This is a genomic window from Ensifer sp. CCNWLY38 (genome assembly GCF_037120565.1).
In the GTDB taxonomy this organism is placed as follows: domain Bacteria; phylum Pseudomonadota; class Alphaproteobacteria; order Rhizobiales; family Rhizobiaceae; genus Ensifer; species Ensifer adhaerens_H.
The window spans coordinates 70,065-88,682 of sequence record NZ_JBBBBO010000015.1 but is presented as its reverse complement, the minus strand read 5'-3'; the positions used below and the strand labels follow the sequence as shown (position 1 = coordinate 88,682).

The window sequence follows — 18,618 nt, the reverse complement described above, 5'->3', positions numbered from 1 at the left end:
TGTATCACACTGAAGAATAACGATTTTCTGGCTTGTCGAAGAGTCGGATACCATGGCATATTGGGGTCGGTTTTAAAGGGATCTAAGCCCTTTTTGGCCCCAGTCCCAGACCCCATAAACCCGTCTGGCGACCCCACTAGAAAGCCCATGGGAGAGCCCAGTGCCGAGCCTTACCGATGGAGAAATACGCCGAGCTCATAAACAGGTGGAGCAGACCGGAAAGCAGCTAAGCCTCATCGATGGCGAGGGTCATGGAACCGGTCGTCTCGTTCTGGTCATGAAACCAATGCCGACCCGCGTCACTGCGGATTGGATGGCCCAGCAGTGGCGGGACCAAAAGCGTCTCAAGAAGAAGCTCGGCTCTTATCCCTCGATGAGCCTCAGTCAGGCGCGCGAGGTGTTCAAACGTGACTACGCCGACATGATCCAGAAGGGGCGCAGCATCAAGATCGCCGGCGATACCCGGCCCGGGACCGTCGCGGACCTGTTCGAAGCGTATGTCGCGTCGCTCAAGGCCGCCGGCAAGCCATCCTGGAAAGAAGCTGAAAAGGGACTGAACAAGATCGCCGATACTCTCGGACGCAATCGTCCCGCCCGAGATATCGAACCCGACGAAATCCGTGATCTCATCCGTCCCATCTATGAACGCGGCAAACGCTCCATGGCCGATCACGTCCGCAGTTATATTCGGTCGGCATTTAGCTGGGGCCTAAAGTCGGAGCATGATTATCGGACAACCTCCGCGCGTCGTTTCCGTCTCGTCTATAATCCGGCCGCCGGGATTCCGACCGAGCCGAAGAATGTCGGCACCCGCTGGTTGGATGAGGACGAGTTCGTCCGTCTCTACCGCTGGCTCGAATGCCCCGATGCGCCAGTTCATCCACCTTATACTCGCGCAGTCAGAATTCTCATGCTCACAGGGCAGCGCGTCGAGGAGATTGCTCGCCTGCACGTCGACCAATGGGATGCGGACGAGCGCATCATCGATTGGTCAAAGACCAAGAATGGAAAGCCTCACGCCATCCCCGTGCCGAAGGTCGCGGCGGAGCTGATCGAATCTATCAAGCCGAATGAATTTGGCTGGTTCTTTCCATCCGCGACCGATCCAGCCAAGCCTGTCAGTCACGGCACACTCTATTCGTTCATGTGGCGACAGCGTGATCGCGAAGTCATTCCCGTTGTCACGAACCGAGATCTTCGGCGAACCTGGAAGACGCTCGCAGGCAAGGCCGGCCTGACGAAGGAGATCCGAGATCGTCTGCAAAACCATACGCTGCAAGACGTCAGCTCCAAGAGCTATGACCGCTGGAACTATATGCCCGAAAAACGGGCCGCCATGGCCCGGTGGGATAAATTCGTCCGCGAGCTTTTGACGAAGAAGAAGCGCAGGCCCGCTTTCGAAGAGGCTGCATGAGCCTCGGCCTCTTTTCCTTCTCAACCTGATTGAACCGGGAGCGTCACGTCACCTCGCCATATTTCACTGCGGCACGAACGATCCAATCGGCGACTTCGCATGGCAGGCGTCGGTAGATGCGCGTGAGCATCAATGCCTCGATCTCTTCGATCTGAGACTTTCCGCCGAAAATGAGAGGTACGCGATCATGAATTGTACTAGCGTTGGCGTCGAGGATGGGGATGCGACCAGTGGAGGATTTGCCGCCCGCGGCTTTGACGATTGCTGCTATGGGGCGTGCTTCGTAAAGGAGGCGGAGACGACCCCGTCCTGCTAAATCCGCTGGATACAGGAATAATCCACCGCGGCTGAGGATACGTTGCGCCTCAGCCACGAGCGAAGCGACCCATCTGGCATTGTATCTCGCCCCCTCATCTGAAAACGACTTATTGACGAAGTCACGAATGACGTCATCCCAAGTGTCGCTGCGTGCTGGATTAACGGCAACTTCGGCGAACCCGTCAGGAAGGCGGAGATCCGCATCGACCAGCTGCCAGATGTCGGCCGCGTCCAATGTGAAGCGCGCGGCCCGTCCCCTCGCCGCGACAATTAGATCGGTCGACGGACCGTAGGAGGCGAAACCAGCCAAGTGTTGGGTCTGGCCACCCGGCAACAGTTCTCCGATCGTCGTTGCGGAGACGACTGAGAAGATCGATCCGACTGTGACATTCACATCCAGATTTGACGAACCATCGAGTGGATCGAACACCACCGCGTAATGACCATTGGCAGAAAGCGGGATCGCGTCCGCTTCCTCCTCCGAAACCGCCATCGCGATTTGCGGCAACGAGCGACAGGCGTTGACGAAGATGTCGTTCGAAATCAGGTCGAGCGGCTTCTGCGATTCCCCCTGAATATTCGTGCTTCCTGCAAGCCCTGAGAGCCTTGCCAGCGGAGCGGTTCGCAAGGTGTGAGCGATTGTCGCGCAGGCGCGGGAGATCATGAGCAAAACTTCTTGATCGCAGCGGCTGTTATGAAGTGCCGATCGAAAACGGTAGACGAACAATTTGCTTGACTAGTACGCTACTCTCACCTGCACCACGGACGCGGCGTCGGCGGACAACTTGTGTCGCCGCAGACGAACGAAACCGTCAGCCCTTCGGAAATCAAGATCTCTCCAACGTCTCGATCATCGACCGAAAGGGAATTGGCTGGTATCCAAGCCGGCAGTTCCCGCCAAGCATGTTCGAACTTCGAACTTACAGACTGCCAGGGTGGCATGGCCCTCGTCGCGGTTACGCGCGCCAAAACAGGGCCACCTGCCCTTTCAACTGTTACGATCACGCTCCGGTGCCTGTCGTTTTCTGCGATCCCGTCCGCAACCGATCTCCCGCGCGCAACCGCCTGGCTGTCGCTAGCATGAAACGCTCCGATGTGGTCGCGATTGACCATCCCAAGAAGATGAATGTGAAAGAGGTATCGGCGCATCTTCGTACTCGAACACCGTCATGGCTCTCTACGTCTTAGCAGTTTCTAATGTGCTTTGCGCGTGACAGTTGCGTGACGCGCGCCTCGCCGCCTGGTTGCCTTCGTTCATCTGTCGCGTTACGAGGCCGCTCGTGCGGTCTGATGCGGCGCCCCTCAGGGGCGTGACTTGCGTGCCTAAGTTCCAGCGAGATCCCCGAGACTCTGCTCGACGATGTCGAACATCTCGTTGATCTCCCCCCTTGTGATGATCATCGGCGGGCAGAAAGCGATCGCGTCTCCGATGTTGCGGGAAATCAGCCCGTTCTTCTGCAATAGGGCCGCCGCCCGGGCGCCCATAGTTCCCGTCGGTGCGCCGTCGGCAGCTTCGAGTTCCAAGGCCCCGATCAGGCCGACACCGCGCGACTCGACCGCAAGCGGATGCCGTTCCAGCGCGTTGAGGCGCTCGAGAAAATGCGGGGCCAGCCGGCGCACGTTTCCAACCAGGTCGCGCTCCTCGATGATCGCCAGGTTTTCCACCGAAACGGCGGCGGCGACCGGATGGCCACTTGCCGTATAGCCGTGACCGAGTACGCCGATCCGGTCCGCCTCGGAGGCGATTGGCTCGTAGACGCGCTCGTTGATCATAAGCGCCGAGATCGGCTGATAAGACGAGGAGAGCTGCTTGGACACCGTCATGATATCGGGGCGGATGCCGAAGGTTTCCGAACCGAACATGTTGCCGGTGCGGCCGAACCCGCAGATTACCTCGTCGGCGATGAGCAGAATGTCGTACCGGTCGAGGACTTCCTGGATGGCGGCCCAATAGCCTTCCGGCGGCACGATGACGCCGCCTGCGCCCATCACCGGCTCGCCGATGAAGGCGGCGATCGTCTCCGGTCCCTCCTCGAGGATCATGGCCTCCAGTTCCTCGGCACAGCAGCGCGAAAAGGCGAGTTCGTTCTGGCCGGGTTCCGCCCCGGTTCGATAATGGGGGCAGGTCGTGTGGAGGATGTTCGGCAGCGGCAGATCGAACGAACGATGATTATTGGGCAGGCCGGTCAGACTGGCGCTTAGCGCCGTCACGCCATGATAGCCCTTGATCCGCGAGATGATCTTCTTTTTCTCGGGCTTGCCGAGCGCGTTCGAACGATACCAAACGAGCTTGATCGCCGTGTCGTTCGCCTCCGAACCGGAATTGGCGAAGTAGACCTTCGACATCGGCACCGGCGCCAGGGACACCAGCTTTTCCGCCAGATCGGCAACCGGGCCGTGCGATTTTTGCGAGAAGGTGTGATAGTAGGGCAACTGGCTCAACTGCTTGCGCGCGGCCTCGACGAGGCGCTTTTCGCCGAAGCCGACGGCGACGCTCCAAAGCCCCGCCATGCCCTCGATGTAGCGCTTGCCGCTGTTGTCGAAGACGTGGATTCCCTCCCCGCGCTCGATCACCATCGGTCCATCGCGCTCCAGACGTCGGGGATTGGTATAGGAATGGAGATGATACGCCATGTCCCGCGCTTCGGTGGAATTTGGCTGTGCGGTCATCGGCGTCTCCCTGCTGCAATCTCAGAGCGTGATATCATAGGTAATCCAATCGGTGCGTGACGCGACCCGGTCATAGAGCGTTCGTGCACGATAATTGTTGTCGCGCGTGATCCAGCGGATGGAGGACCAGCCACGTTCGTGTCCGATGTCGGCGACGGCGCGGATCAGAGCGGCGGCAGCACCGCTCCCGCGTGCCTCGGGCGCAACGAAGAGATCGTCGAGAAAGCCGCCGCGTGCCGCAAACAAGGGCCGGACATATTCGCGAAAATGCGTCAGGCCGATCGGGTTGCCGGCGCCATCGAGCGCGAGGCGGCATTCGAGCTGGCCATCCCGGATCCAGCTCCAGACCCGATCGCGCATTTCGTCGGTTTGCTGGACGCCATAGAAGGCGGCAAACCCCGCATGAAGCTCGTTCCACGCTGACCGATCGCTATCGCCCGCAGTGACGATCGTGATGTCACTCATAGTTGCCCCCAACCCAGGGCGGGCGAACTGCCCACCCACCAGCCATTTTCGTCCCTATTGCCAGGCAGCCGCCGAGCGCTTGCGATACATCTCCCGAAACTGTTTGGTGGAGACCGGTAGCAATTCACCGGTGTCCCAGTCGAGGATGACGGCATAGCGGCGGACGGCATCCATTGCATCGATCTCACCTGCCTTGAACCGTTTGGAAACATCTTCCGGATCGGCCGCCAGCCAACCGTTCCGCTCCGCCCGGATCTCCCGGCGTAAGGCGACGGTTGCATCCTTGTCGATCTCGTAGGCGCAGATTTCCGGATCGATGGGCAGGATCACGACGCCATAGTCCTTGGCCGCCCGCTCGACCGAGACGTAGTCGTCGATCACATCGTCCAGCACCCGCTTCGGATCGCGCTCCAGCGGATCGCCGAAGCCACCGCCGCCGGCGGTCGGGCGGGAAAAGACATCGCCCGGCTCGATCGCCACATCCGAGAAGGTCGCGCCGAGCCATTCCTTTTCGCCGGTAGTCGCGCGTGTCAGCGTCAGACCGTGCGGGATCGACGGCAATCCACCCTCGATACCCCAGACGATCGCCCGTTCGCGGTCGCAGATGTAGGAAATCACGGTGCTTTCGGCCTCGAGCATGCGCGACGTCTTCAGCACGCCGGCACCGCCGCGCCATTTGCCCGGACCGGCGGAATCCTTGAGGACTTCGAATTCGGTCGTCAGGATCGGGTTCGCCCTCTCCTGTCCTTCTACCGGCTGAGCCATCAGCCCCGTGCCGAAACAGGCGGTCGTGACATTGCAGCCGTCTTTGCCGTTGCGCCCACCCCAGCCGCCGGGCAGCCAGTCATAGAACATGAAGATCGGCTTTTCCTTCGCGCGGGCATCGCGCCCGCCGGTCAGCAGATATTCGAGGTTGAAGGCGCAGGCGATGGCCCGCTCCGGAATGATCTTCGACCAGATCTCGTAGATCGCATTCATGATCTTCTCGAACGGCATAAGGAACCCTGTGACCGCCACCGGCCATTTCGCATCGACGATCGAGCCTTCCGGGGCAATGATCTCGAAGACGCGATAGAAGCCGCTGTTGAGCGGCAGGTCCGGGAAGAAGGTCTTCATGCCGGCGGCAACGGCCGAGAAGGTCGCGCCGAATGCCGAGTTGTAGATGGAGCCGATCGTCGGATGGCTGCCGGTGAAATCATAGATCACCCGGTCACCCTTGATCGTCAGTTTGACCTTGATTGGGATCAGCCCTTCCTTGCCGGCGGGGTCGCGATCGATGAAGTCCTGCGTTTCCCAAGTCCCGTCGGGTAAAGCGGCAATGCGCTGGCGCATGGCGCGCTCGACATAATCCTGCACCGCGCCGAGGCCCTGACGGACTGTGCCTTCACCATATTTGCCGACGAGCCGAAGGATTTCGCGTTCGCAGACCTGCGTCGCCTGTGCCTGGGCGTGGATATCGCCGATGATCGAGGCCGGGTCGCGCGTGTTCGAAGCGATGAGGTTGGCGACGTCCTTGCAGAAGCGGCCGCGATCGAAGAGCCGGATCGGCGTGATGCGCATGCCCTCCTTGAACATTTCCTTCGCAGCCACATCGAAGGAGCCCGGCACGCTGCCGCCAAGGTCCGACCAGTGGCCATTGGACTGGCTGAAGGCGATGATCCGGCCATCGACGAAGATCGGACGGATCAGCCGGACGTCGTTGAAATGCGTGCCACCCGCGTAAGGGTCGTTGATCGCATAGACATCGCCCGGATGCATGTCACCGTCGAAGGCCCGAATGACGTCCTTGCAGGTGAAATGCAGCGTGCCGACATGCACCGCAATATCCTGGTTTCCCTGCGCCGCCGAGTTGCCCTCGGCATCGTGCAGCGCGCTCGAAAAATCGCGGTTGTAGATGACGAAGGAATAGCAGGTCCGCAATATCTGCTCGGCCATCTGGTCGACGCTGGTGATGAAGGAGTTCTTCAGCACCTCGAAGGTTACGGGGTCAAGGCTCTGCTGTTCAGACATTCTTTTCACCTTCGATGCGAATGATGATGTTGAGGTACTGGTCGACTTCGGCGCGAGTTTCCGGCGGGATGACGACCGTGGAATCGAGCTGCTCGACGATGGCGGGCCCCGCGAGAACGAACCCGGCCGGCAGGGTCTCGCGCTCGTAGACCGGCGTGTCCAGGCCGCGTTCGCCATCGAACCAGACCGTTCGCCGCGTCTTCGGCTCGGGCACGATACCCGTCGGTTCATGGCGCGCCAGCGTCGCCTTGGGCACCACGCCGATCGCCTTCAGATTGATGCGGAAGAGGCTCACCGGCGTTTCGTCGCGGCGGAAGTTGTATTCACGCTCATGCTCGCGATGGAACGCCTCAACGAGCGATGCGATCTCCGTCATGCCCGAAGGCGCGGCGACGGCGAGCGAGCGCCATTGACCGAGATACATCATGTCGATGCTGCGCTGGAGTACGACGTTCTTCTTGGCGACACCCTCATGGGCAAGTCGATCGAGCGCCTCCTTTTCGAGGCGGAGGAAGGCCGCCTCGATCGCAGCGGGATCAGCATCCGCCGCTGCCTTCAAATAACTTTCCGAGAAGTCGTGCTGCATGTCGACGAGCAGGCAGCCGAGTGCCGACGTCACGCCCGGATTGGGCGGCACGATCACCGCGGGGATCGAAAGCTCGCGCGCAATCGCCGCGCCGTGAAGAGCGCCGGCGCCGCCGAAGGCGACGAGAGCAAAATCACGCGGATCATAGCCGCGGCTGATCGAGATCAGCCGGACGGCGTCGGACATGTTGGCATTGGCAACGCGGATGATCGCGTCGGCAGCCTCATGCAGTCCAAGGCCGAAGGGTTCCGCCACGCCTTCATTGACCGCTGTTTCGGCGAGGCTCGCGTCGAGCGTGATCTTGCCGCCGGCGAGACTGGTGCCGAGGCGGCCGAGAACCACATTGGCGTCGGTATTGGTCGGCTGCCGGTTGCCCTTGCCGTAGCACGCCGGGCCCGGATTAGCGCCGGCCGACTGCGGGCCGTTGCGCAACGATCCCGCCTCATCCGTCCAGGCGAGCGATCCGCCGCCGGCACCGATCGTCAGAACCTCGATCGAGGAGAAGCGGATCGGGTAGCCGAATTCGATGAACCAGTCTTTCGTCACCCGCGATTGGCCGTCATAGGCAAGCGAGACGTCTGTCGACGTGCCGCCCATGTCGAGCCCGATCGAATTCTTGAAGCCGCAGAGTTCGGCGATGTATTTGCTGGCAATCGCGCCGGCGGCGATGCCGGAGCCGGCGAGCCGGGCGGCAAAATCCTCGACGCTCTTCGGCGTCATCACCCCGCCGCCGGTGTGGAGCAGCAGGAGGTCGCGTTGGTATCCGTCCGCTGCAAGGCGCTTGCCGAGCCTGGAGGTGTAATCGACGACGACCGGGCTCAGAGCCGCATTGGCAACCGTTGTCGAGAAGCGCTCATGCTCGAAGATCTCTGGCAGTACTTCCGAGGAGGTCGAGACCGGCACGCCGGGCATGACCTCCATCAGGATTTCCTTCATCCGTCGCTCGTTCTCGCCATTCATGAAGGCGTTCATGAAGCAGACCGCGACGGCCGCGACCTTGCGGCGTTTGAGGATACGGGCGACTTCGCGGGCTTCCTCTTCGTCCAGGGGTGTCACGATCTCGCCCTGGGCGTCGATACGCTCCGAAACCACGAGCCGGTCGCGCCTGGGAACATAGGGCGGGACGACGTCCTTGTAGGTGTCCCAGAGGTCTTCCTTGTTGGCGCGCCGGATTTCGATGACGTCGCGGAAGCCTTTCGTCGAAACCATGGCCGTGCGCGGCAGGCGCCGCGTGATCAGAGCGTTGGTGGCAACGGTGGTACCGTGCGAGAACAGCGCCACCTTTTCGAGATCGATGCCGGCCTTCTCCACGCCCGACATGATGCCGTCGATCGGATCGACTGAAGACGAGGTTTTCTCGACGCGGATGAGGCCCGTCGCCTCGTCCATGATGCAGATGTCGGTGAAAGTACCGCCGACATCGACCGCTACGCGAAGGTTCTGCAAATTCCGTCTCCTGTCTCGAAAAGTTGAAATCGGGCAAGGCTTCGCCGTCGGCCGAAGCAGCCGTTGGCAAGCGTCACAGTGTTGGTGCTTGTGGAGGGATCAGCCGAGCGCGGCCGGGCGCTCCGTCAGGTATCGCTCCCGCGCATCAGTCGGGCTGAGACCGAAATGCGCCTTGTAATGGCGGCTGAGCTGGGCGTGGTCACCGAAACCCAATGCATAGGCGATCTCCGAGACCAGCTTGCGGCAGGCGGGATCCCGAAGCATCTCGTCACAGCGCAACAGCCGCTGAAGCCGGATCCAGTGGCAGACGGACGTCCCCTGCTGCTTCATGAGCTGATGCAAGTAGCGTACCGAGATACCGCAGGCGTCGGCAATCGTCTGCGGCCCGAGATCACCTCTCGCGAGATTGGCGCGCACGAAGCTTTCGACACGATGCAGGTGGCCGAGCTGTACCGACGTCGCATCCGACGTCAGCATACGCTCGTCCGATGTCAACGACATGGCTAGGATGTCGACAAGGTGCTTGCCGGTCATGTCGCGGGCCGATGCGTCCATCTCCACAAGCCGCGGTGCGACAAGACGGATCATGTCAACAAACAGCGCGCCGGTGCCTCGGGTCGAATCGAAGCTCAACGAGGCTATCCGCTCGGGCAGGCCTACACGGGTGCGCAATGCGACGATCGGCACCTTGAGTACCCAGAGCGTGTTCTTCGCGCTGTAGCTGAATTCATAGGGCAGATGACTGCGCTCGACGAGGAAGGCACCCGGCTTGCAGGTCACTGCCTTGCCGCTCTGCTCGAAGCTGATCTCGGCCTTCTCCGGCACAGTGATCAGGTAGCTCTCTTCACGCTCATGCAGGAGATGTCGTTTTTGTCGGCGATAGAGAAGCCCATCCGATTCCAGCCGCGACAGCGAGACATTCCCGAGATCCCAGACATTGAGCTCACCGGAAAACTCCTGCGCATTCTGAAAACGCAGGTCGAGCGGGAAATAGGTGCTTGAGACGGCCTCGTCCCAATAGCGCTTGCGCTCGAACGCAGCGGTGCCTTCCGTGGAATAACTCACGTCCATGCGAAGCTCCCATCAAGTCCGACGGCCCGTCGCCCGGCTGTTCCTTGGTGCCGCGCGCGGCCGATCTCGGCCATTCTCCGATCCCGCTGGCCTTCATTTTGCGACATCTTTCGTGTCTTGCGCGCGAGGCTTTCGCGAAGGATCGAGGGTCAGTTAACTACGGCTTTGGCGCCCCGGCTAGTCTGAGAGCGCGCTCGCTCTTGTCGTTGGGCGTAGTTCAAACCTCTCGATACCCCGCGCGCACCACGTTTTCGGCGGCCAGCGCCACGGAGAGCAGATGCGTATCGTGGTGCGGCAGAGCGGAAAGCAGAAGGCCGACGGGCATGCCGGCTTCTCCAGTGCCACAGGGCAGCGACACGCCGCACCAGTCGAGGAAGTTGCCAATCGACGTGTTGCGCAGCGTCCTGCCATTCATTTCCACGAACAGCGCATCATCCGCTTCGAGCGGCGCCGTCGCAGGCGCCACATGGGGGACCGTCGGATAGGCGATAATCTCGCTCGGGCCGATCGACGCCGAGACCTCGGCGATGAGCCGCTCGCGGGCGGCGAGAACCGCGATGTAGTCGGAAAGCGCGATCTTCTCCCCAAGCCGCGCCCGCGCAACAACACGCCTGTCCATCGACCCGGCGTCCGCGCCTTCGAGCCTGGAGCGATGCAGGGCGAACGCCTCGGCCGTCACCAGCGGGCCGTGAGCGGCCATGATCTCGAAGATGTGCGTGAAAGCTGGGAAGGCCTGGCGCCGGACCCGGGCGCCCGCCCGTTCGAGCCGCAACAGCGCCTCTTCGAAGGCCGAGACGACTCCGTCTTCTGCACCATCGAACACGACATCGCTCGGCACGACGATCGAGAGCCCCTCGAGGCTCCCCCTGCGCACCTCTGATGCGGGAAGACCCCGCATCGCGGCGTCCGTCCAGACGGCATCCTGCACCGTACGGCAGAGCGGCCCAAGGGAATCGAGGCTCTTGGCCAGGGGGAAGACGCCGTGCATCGAATAGCGGCCGCGCGTCGCCTTGTAACCGACGATACCGTTCAGCGCCGCCGGGATGCGGATCGAGCCACCCGTGTCGGTGCCGATCGAGACCGGCACCAGGCCGGCAGCAACTGCGACACCCGAGCCAGAGGACGAGCCGCCAGGTATGCGCTCGACGTCCCACGAGCACGGATTGCGCGGCGTGCCGTAGTGTGGATTGAGGCCGAGGCCGGAAAAGGCGAACTCGCTCATGTTGACCCGCCCGACACTGACGATGCCGGCCTTGGCAAGTGCTGCGACGACGGCCGCGTCCTCGCTTGCGGCCGGGTGGTTCTTCAGAACCGTTGAACCGGCGGTGGTCGGCAGTCCCTTGATCGCAAAGAGATCCTTCCAGGCGATGGGGATGCCGTCGAGCGGGCCGAGCGAACGGCCGGATGATAGCCGTTCGTGCGATGCCTCGGCCTCGCGAATGGCTCGCTCCGGCGTGACGGACGTAAAGATTGCCTGATCCGCATGATCCAGGATCCGTCCGAGCGTCCACTCTGCAAGGGCGCGCGGGTCGAGCGCGCCGGATTGCAACAACACCGAGAGCTGCGCGATCGAGCGCCCGCCAAGATCCTGCGTCATCGAGACTTCCTTTAGCGTTCCACGAGTTGCATCCAGCGGCGGACCAGATAATTGTGCTCGTCCATGGTGGTGTTCCAGACGGCAATGCAGTTGGCGCGCTGCCAGTAGGAGCCGCCACTGCGCACCGAGCCCGCCTTGATGCGGATGGTGCCGTCAGGCCCCGGCAGATCTTCCGCTGCCGGCAGCCCGCCGTACCAATAATCCCACTCCGCCGCGGACATGAATGCGCGTGATCGTTCGGGGGTCGAAATGTAGTAACCCTGCCGGGCAACGACTGCACCCGGCCAGCCGGAAATCCACCAGTTGAGATACTCGTAGGCGACGTCGAGCATTCGGCCGGAGAGATGGCGCGCGAGGCAAAGGCCCCCATGCCAGGCGCGGTAGCCCTCCGCGGGCACCGCCTGTTCCACCGGCAAGCCCTGACCGTTGAGGATGTTGATGCCCGTCGACCACATACTCTGGATATCGGTCTCACCCTTGAGCATCAGACGGGCCGCATCTTCTGCGGTGCGCCAGAAGGCACGGAAGTAGCCATCCTTCTTGCGCTCCTCCAGGAGCCCGATCAGGCGATCGATCTCATCGACGCTCATGCTACCGATGTTATCGAAGCTCATGAGGCCTGCCGCCTGGGCGGCGAGCGCCGCATCGAAGATGCCGATCGCCGGCTCGTCGACCAGCGCGGCGCGACCGGCCCAGCGCTCGTCCAGCAACGCCGCCCAGCTGTTCATCGCGACAGAGTTCGGCGCGACATCAGACCGATAGGCAAAACTGTCGAAGTTGTGGGTCGTTGGCAACATGGAGATCGACGTGGACGGGGTATCGCCGAGTTCGAGATTGGGCTGAACGAAGAGCTTCTTGACAGGTGCATCCCCCTGCCCCAGCCGGGCATTGGGGCCGATATGCCCGGTCTTCGTCAGATCGTTGATCTCGTCCCAGAGCGCAATGCGCCCGATCCTGATCGGCTGGATCGCCCGCCAGTACCAGACGATGTCGAGGTTGTGGAAGCACTGATCGTAGATGTCGTAGCTGTCCGGCTCTTGCGCCGCCTTGTGCTGGGTCGTCAGGAAGTCGTTGTTGTCGAACACGACCTCGATGCCGAGATCCGCTTCGGCACGCAGCCGCAGTTCCTCGAGCAGCGAAATCGCCGTGCCGAGCACCCTGAGCTTCGGCCGCCCGGCCAGATGCAGAGCGGGCGTGGCAACTATCGATTGATCGGACTTGTGCTTGCTCATGGGGACGAAAGGCGTTCCTGTAAAACGGGTTCCTCGGCAACACCCGCTGCGTGCGCGGGCGTCCGATCGAGCGCGAATGCCTCGAACGACCGTTTGAGCAGTCCGACATCGAGACCGTCAACGATAAATACGATCCGCGAGCGACGATCGTCGTCGGGCCAGCGTTCCATATGAACCGGCGTATGTACCAGATGCTGAACGCCATGGATGGCGACAGGCCGCTCTTCCCCGGCGATGTTGAGGATACCCTTCACGCGCAAGACGCGTTCGCCGTGGCGATTGAGCAGCATGGTGAGCCAGAGGCCGAAGGCTGTCCAGTCCACCGCCCTTTCCATCGTCATTACGAAAGAGGTCACGGCGGACGCATGTGCCGTGCCGTCAGCCGTCGTCAGCACTGCCGGACCATCGCAGTAGAAACCGCTGGCGGACTGCAGGCCGTTCGCACGCAGCGTCGGCCTCTCGTCGATGAGAGCGGCAAGATCGATAGCCGGGTCGGCGGCAAGCGCCAGCGGCGCGTCCGGATTGATGATCCGCAGTTTGACCGACAGCGCCGCCACAACGCCGACATCAGCCAGATCCGACTTTGTGACGACCAGCCAATCGGCGACCGCTGCCTGACGGTTGGATTCGACATAGGTCTCGAGCTGCGTCAACCCGTTGACCGCGTCGACCGTGGTGATGACGTTTCCCGGACGGAAATGATGGCGCAGCACCGGGTCTGCCTTGATCGTGGAAAGGACCGGAAACGGATCGGCGAGGCCCGTGCTTTCGACGACGATGCGCCGGAAAGGCGGAACCAACCCACGCTCGCGCTTGGAATGGAGATCCTTGATGGCGTCGGCGAGTTCGCCGCGAACGGTGCAGCACAGACAGCCGGACTGCAGAAGCACCATGGTGTCGTCGATGCGCTCGACGAGGTGGTGGTCGAGGCCGACTTCCCCGAATTCGTTGATGAGTACCGCAGCGTCGCTGAGCGCCGGGTCGGCAAGCAGGCGCGACAGCAGCGTCGTCTTACCCGACCCCAGGAAGCCGGTCAAAAGGTTGATGGGGGTGAGCAATGGTACCCCTTCGGCCATCACTCGCCCTCCGCCACAGCAATAAAAGCCGGGTCGAGTGGATCGCACACACGGCCACAGAGCCTTTCGGCCGCCGGCCACAAATGGCCGAGATCCTCGATGATCTCGTTCTTTCCCGTACGCGTCGACAGCACGAAGGAAGCCCCCTGCCAATCGGCAAGTGACAGGCCGAAGCGGGCGAGCATCGCGTTGGCGATGCGCACGCGATTGGCGCGCTCGCGCCGGCGGTCGATCCGCTCGACATTGCGGGTGAAAACGCCGGGTCGGGCCACGGCGTCAGCCCAATGTTCGTTGCCGCCAAGGATGCCGCAAAGAGAGCACATGATATCCGTCCGAACTGCAAGAGGGGGCGGCGGGCAAGGCCGCCCCCAAGCCTTTTACTTCTTGCGCGGGAAGCGCTTGGCGAAATCGTCGGCAATTTCGTTCATCGTCACGAACTTCACGCCGGGGTGCTTGACCATATGGGCATAAAGCCGCTCCAGCATCATCAGAACCTGCGGGCGTCCGGCGACATCAGGGTGGATGGTAATCGGGAACACGGCATAGTCCATCTCGCGATAGACCCAGTCGAACTGGTCCCGCCACATCTGCTCGATATCGTGCGGATTGACGAAACCGTGGCTGTTCGGTGACTTCTTGATGAACATCATCGGCGGCAGGTCGTCGAGATACCAGGAAGCCGGGATTTCGATCAGATCGGTTTCCTTGCCGCGCTGCAGCGGCACCATCCAGTCCGATGGCTTCTTGGAGTAGTCGATCTTCGTCCACTTGTCGCCGACGCGCACATAATAGGGCGTGAAGTCGTTGTGCATCAGCGAGTGGTCGTACTTGATGCCGCGTTCGAGCAGGAGTTCGTTGGTGACGTTGGAGAATTCCCACCACGGTGCGACATAGCCCGTCGGCCGCTTGCCCGACAGTTTGGTGACGAGTTCGATGCACTTGTCGAGCACTTCGGTTTCCTGCTCGCGCGTCATGGCGATCGGGTTCTCATGGGTATACCCGTGAATGCCGATCTCATGGCCTGCATCGGCAACCGCCTGCATCTGCTCAGGGAAGGTCTCGATCGAATGTCCGGGGATGAACCAGGTGGTCTTGATGCCGAAACGCTCAAAGAGCTTCAGCAGGCGCGGGCTGCCGACTTCGCCGGCGAAAAGACCGCGTGAGATATCGTCGGGCGAATCTTCGCCTCCATAGGAACCGAGCCAGCCGGCGACCGCATCGACGTCGATGCCGAAGCTGCAAAAGATTTCCTTGGCCATGGGTTTCAGTCTCCTTCGTTTTCTCTTCTCATTGGTCAGAGCGGGATGAGGAAAACCGCGCACACTTTTCCTCATCCCGCTGTCGTGGTCAGGCTGGAATGACGGTAGCTTCCGTCGGCTGCCAGCTCAGAAGAATGTCGGCTCCAACCGGGAATGCGTCGGGTTGGTACTTGTCGACATGGGCCTCAAGCGAGACGGTGCGCCCGTCGGGCAGTGCCGCCGTCAAATGCGAGACATGGCCGACGACATCGAAGCGCGTGACATTGGCGCCGACGACATTGCCGCCGTAGTTCGCTGCGATCCGGTCGCGATCGACATGTGCGGCCGGGTGAACCTCAATCGCCTCCGCGGGAATGACGACGTTAACCCGCGACCGACCGCTAAAGGCGCCATTGGCGCGCCCGGACAATTGGCCGACGGCGGTCTGCACCAAAGCCCGCTCGCCGGAGGCATCATCAACCTCACCGTGAAAGATGGTGTTGTTGCCGATGAACTGGGCGACGAAGGCCGTGTTCGGCCGCGTGTAGAGCTGATGTGGCGGGCTGATCTGTTCGACGCGGCCCTGGTTCATGACGACGATGCGATCCGACAGGGCCAACGCCTCGGACTGCGCATGGGTGACGAAGATGAAGGTTACGCCAAGCGTCTTCTGCAGCAGCTTCAGTTCGTTCTGGATCGCCTTGCGCAGATTGGCATCAAGCGCACCGAGGGGTTCGTCGAGAAGCAGGATATCAGGCTCGACCACCAGGCCGCGCGCCAATGCGATGCGCTGCCGCTGGCCGCCGGAGAGACGATCGGGCTTCTTGTCGGCGATATCCTCCAGACCGAGCGTCGCCAGGATGCGGTCGACCTTGGTATCGCGCTCTGCCTTAGCCACACCTTTGACCTCAAGACCGTAACCGACGTTGCGGCGCACCGTCATGTGCGGAAAGAGCGCGTAGCTCTGGAAGATCATCGAGGTCGGCCGATGTTCAGGCCGAACGTCGTTCATTCGCTTGCCCTTGATCAGCATGTCGCCGGAGGAGATCGCCTCGAAACCGGCGATCATCCTGAGCGTGGTCGTCTTGCCGCAGCCGGAGGGGCCGAGGAATGCGATGAACTCGCCCTTGGCAACGGACAGGTTGAAGTCGATCACGGCGGGCGTGCCGTTGTCATAGACCTTGCCGACATTGTTGAGTTCGAGGTCGAAGATCATCGTGGCTCTCCGGAGCTTGTCTGAAATCGCGGCTATCGGCGCATGGCCCAGACGTCACGACGGATCGTGCAGGGCCACGCGCTATGTCTGAAAGCCAGGCGGCTCGTCGCCTGGGGTGTCCGATCAGGCGTTCAGGAATTCGTCCCACTTCTGGATCAGGTGGTCGTATTCATCCGGCCACTGGTGCCAGTAGGCGACGTTTTTGGCGCGCTCTTCGAGCGAGCCACCATCGCGCAGGTCGCCTTCCTTGATGCCGCGTTCCGCCGCACCAACCCAGGGCTTGCCCTCGTACCAGAAGGCATATTTCTCCGGCGCCATGACGTTCTTGATGTTGGTCGAAGGCGAGTAATAGCCCTGCTCCGAGACGGTGATGCCCGGTTCGCCCGAGAGCCAATAGTCGGCATAGGCGATGACGGCTTCCTTGTTCGTGGTGCCGGCAATCATGGCCGGGCCGATCGCCCAGCCGCGATAGCCTTCCTTCGGCACGGCATAGCGGCAGGGCTTACCCTGCGCCTTGACGGCCATGACGGCCGGCTGCCAGGCATCGCAGACCACCATTTCGCCCGATGCCATCAGGTTGACGAGTTCGCCGAAATCGCCCCACAGCGCACGGAACTGACCTTCCTTCTTCTTGGAGATCAGGAAGGCAGCCGCTTCGTCGATTTCGGCGGCAGTCGGATTGCCGGGGTTCTTGACGTCGGAAAGGCCGAGCGAGTTCATCGCCATGATCGCCTGGCCGATCGCGATCAGCGGGTCGGTGTTGATGCCGGACTTACCCTTCCACTTCGGATCGAAGATCGCCGCCCAGCTATTGGCTTCCTCTGCGGAAAGCACGTCAGGGTTATAACCGATGGAATCGTAGTTATAGACCGCAGGCACCATGTTGAGAGACGACTGGCTGTCGTCCGTCCAGATCTGGCCAACGATCTGCGCCGCGCGGTCCCACTTGTCGCTGGCGGTGGTGAAGGTATCGCGGATGTTGGCCCAGTTCTTCAGCGCCGAGGCCGGGATCGGCTCGACATTGTTGGTCATGACAATCGAGGGCAGGCGTTCGGCGATGATCTCCCAGCAATCATAGTCCTTGGAGCCGGAGAGGATCTTCGTCTGTGCATCCGGGAAGGTGGCCGCGGTTCCCGAGGTGCCGCCGACACGGGCAGCCGCCTTGAACTGCTCGAGGATGCGTTCCTGCACGGTCACCGAAAGGCCGATGGTGCGAAGCTGTTGGCTGGCGAGGTCGCTCGCCTGCGCGAAGGCGGCGCGCGAGGAGAGGAACGGTGTACCGCCCCCGATCGCGAGCGCCATCATTCCGGCGGAGCGTTTGAGGAGCGAGCGGCGATTGAGTTCCATACTAGGCATTGTCTCTTCTCCAGTTTTCGTTGTTCCCCGGAGACCGTTCGCCGGCCCCCATTTCATCATTCGCCGCCATTGCGGCACTCAGTCCGGAGGCCTGGAGCTCAATCGCTCCCTTCGTGGCCGCCGCACAATTCCAAGGCCGATCAGTAGCGCCCGACCAGCAGTCCGCCGTCGACAACCAGAACCTGTCCGGTCATGTAGCGAGCAGCGTCGGAAGCCAGAAACGCGATGACGTCGGCGATGTCGTTAGGCGTTCCGAGACGCTTCATCGGAATGAAGTCGGCCGCCGCTTCGGCCCCGACGGGACCGAGCGAATTCTCTTCGGAGAGCAATTGCGCGGTACGGATGTAACCAGGCGCCACGCCATTGACGCGCACGCCATCGGCAGCGAGTTCGACTGCCAGTCCGCGGACGAGGCCGACGACGCCGGACTTGGCGGCGGAGTAATGGACATGCTCGTCCCAGCCATAGGCAACGCCCATGATCGATGAGAGCGCGACGATGCTGCCCTCTCCGCGACGACGCATGCCGGGAGCAACCGCCCGTGCCAGCCGGAAGATGCCCTTCAAGTCGATGTCGAAGGTCAGGTCCCACTTGTCGTCGGTCAGTTGACTAAGCGGCGTGCGGTGGGCAATCCCGGCATTGGCAACGACAACGTCGACACGACCGTGCCGGCTTTCGATGTCGGCTACCAGCGCATCGGTGGCCGCGGTCGAGCGCACGTCGTAGTAGGCAAACTCGGAAGAACCGCCGGCTGCGCGGATCGCCTCGACGGTCGCTGCACCCTCGCGCTCCAGAATATCGGTCACCACGACATGATCACCGGCCGATGCGAACGCTTTGGCCGTCGCTTGGCCGATGCCGATGCCGGCACCGGTGACAATGACAATGCGGGAAGTCTTGGGAGGATTTGTCATCGCATCTTT

15 protein-coding genes and 1 pseudogene are annotated in these 18,618 nt (G+C 61.9%); 1 reads left to right on the top strand and 15 read right to left on the bottom strand.

All coding sequences use genetic code 11. The features are described 5' to 3' along the window. The first annotated feature begins 160 nt into the window (after positions 1–160). Positions 161–1,414 carry a site-specific integrase gene (locus tag V7S54_RS27585; RefSeq protein WP_336409420.1) on the top strand — a complete coding sequence of 418 codons (1,254 nt, stop codon included), beginning with the start codon at positions 161–163 and terminating at the stop codon, positions 1,412–1,414. 43 nt (positions 1,415–1,457) lie between these two features. Here V7S54_RS27585 and V7S54_RS27580 read toward each other — a convergent pair whose 3' ends face one another. From V7S54_RS27580 to V7S54_RS27510, 15 genes and pseudogenes are all read right to left on the bottom strand, one after another. After that, a complete protein-coding gene (locus V7S54_RS27580; RefSeq protein WP_336409419.1) occupies positions 1,458–2,396 on the bottom strand; it encodes a fructose-1,6-bisphosphatase in 939 nt (312 codons plus the stop codon). An 86-nt stretch (positions 2,397–2,482) separates the two neighbouring features. Further along, positions 2,483–2,599 (bottom strand): annotated as a pseudogene (locus V7S54_RS27575) (thermonuclease family protein); the annotation flags it as partial. A gap of 456 nt (positions 2,600–3,055) precedes the next feature. Then, complete coding sequence (locus tag V7S54_RS27570) at positions 3,056–4,402, bottom strand: aspartate aminotransferase family protein (RefSeq protein WP_336409418.1); 1,347 nt, start codon at positions 4,400–4,402, stop codon at positions 3,056–3,058. Positions 4,403–4,423: 21 nt separating this feature from the next. Further along, entirely contained in the window at positions 4,424–4,867 is a 444-nt protein-coding gene (locus tag V7S54_RS27565) for a GNAT family N-acetyltransferase (protein WP_336409417.1), read from the bottom strand. A 54-nt stretch (positions 4,868–4,921) separates the two neighbouring features. Beyond that, positions 4,922–6,877: a hydantoinase B/oxoprolinase family protein gene (locus tag V7S54_RS27560; protein ID WP_336409416.1), complete on the bottom strand. Its 1,956-nt coding sequence runs from the start codon at positions 6,875–6,877 to the stop codon at positions 4,922–4,924. Then, the gene (locus V7S54_RS27555) at positions 6,870–8,909 is read right to left on the bottom strand and encodes a hydantoinase/oxoprolinase family protein (protein ID WP_336409415.1); all 2,040 of its coding nucleotides are present in this window, start codon (positions 8,907–8,909) and stop codon (positions 6,870–6,872) included. Before V7S54_RS27555 ends, V7S54_RS27560 begins: the two co-directional genes overlap by 8 nt. Before the next feature lie 99 nt (positions 8,910–9,008). Continuing rightward, positions 9,009–9,980, bottom strand: coding sequence for a helix-turn-helix domain-containing protein (locus V7S54_RS27550; protein WP_336409414.1), 972 nt, complete (start codon positions 9,978–9,980; stop codon positions 9,009–9,011). A 217-nt stretch (positions 9,981–10,197) separates the two neighbouring features. After that, the gene (locus V7S54_RS27545) at positions 10,198–11,577 is read right to left on the bottom strand and encodes an amidase (protein WP_336409413.1); all 1,380 of its coding nucleotides are present in this window, start codon (positions 11,575–11,577) and stop codon (positions 10,198–10,200) included. A gap of 11 nt (positions 11,578–11,588) precedes the next feature. Further along, positions 11,589–12,809 carry an ABC transporter substrate-binding protein gene (locus V7S54_RS27540; RefSeq protein WP_336409412.1) on the bottom strand — a complete coding sequence of 407 codons (1,221 nt, stop codon included), beginning with the start codon at positions 12,807–12,809 and terminating at the stop codon, positions 11,589–11,591. Beyond that, the gene (locus V7S54_RS27535) at positions 12,806–13,885 is read right to left on the bottom strand and encodes a CobW family GTP-binding protein (protein ID WP_336409411.1); all 1,080 of its coding nucleotides are present in this window, start codon (positions 13,883–13,885) and stop codon (positions 12,806–12,808) included. The genes V7S54_RS27540 and V7S54_RS27535 overlap by 4 nt, the downstream gene beginning before the upstream one ends. Continuing rightward, positions 13,885–14,208 (bottom strand): hypothetical protein, encoded by a 324-nt coding sequence (locus tag V7S54_RS27530; protein ID WP_336409410.1) that lies wholly within the window; start codon positions 14,206–14,208, stop codon positions 13,885–13,887. The genes V7S54_RS27535 and V7S54_RS27530 overlap by 1 nt, the downstream gene beginning before the upstream one ends. Positions 14,209–14,262: 54 nt before the next feature. After that, positions 14,263–15,144: a polysaccharide deacetylase family protein gene (locus V7S54_RS27525; protein WP_336409409.1), complete on the bottom strand. Its 882-nt coding sequence runs from the start codon at positions 15,142–15,144 to the stop codon at positions 14,263–14,265. Positions 15,145–15,232: 88 nt separating this feature from the next. Next, positions 15,233–16,339, bottom strand: a complete 1,107-nt coding sequence (locus V7S54_RS27520) for an ABC transporter ATP-binding protein (protein WP_336409408.1) — start codon at positions 16,337–16,339, stop codon at positions 15,233–15,235. Positions 16,340–16,462: 123 nt separating this feature from the next. After that, positions 16,463–17,695 (bottom strand): ABC transporter substrate-binding protein, encoded by a 1,233-nt coding sequence (locus tag V7S54_RS27515; RefSeq protein WP_336409407.1) that lies wholly within the window; start codon positions 17,693–17,695, stop codon positions 16,463–16,465. A 140-nt stretch (positions 17,696–17,835) separates the two neighbouring features. Continuing rightward, positions 17,836–18,609: an SDR family NAD(P)-dependent oxidoreductase gene (locus tag V7S54_RS27510; protein WP_336409406.1), complete on the bottom strand. Its 774-nt coding sequence runs from the start codon at positions 18,607–18,609 to the stop codon at positions 17,836–17,838. Positions 18,610–18,618: the final 9 nt, after the last annotated feature.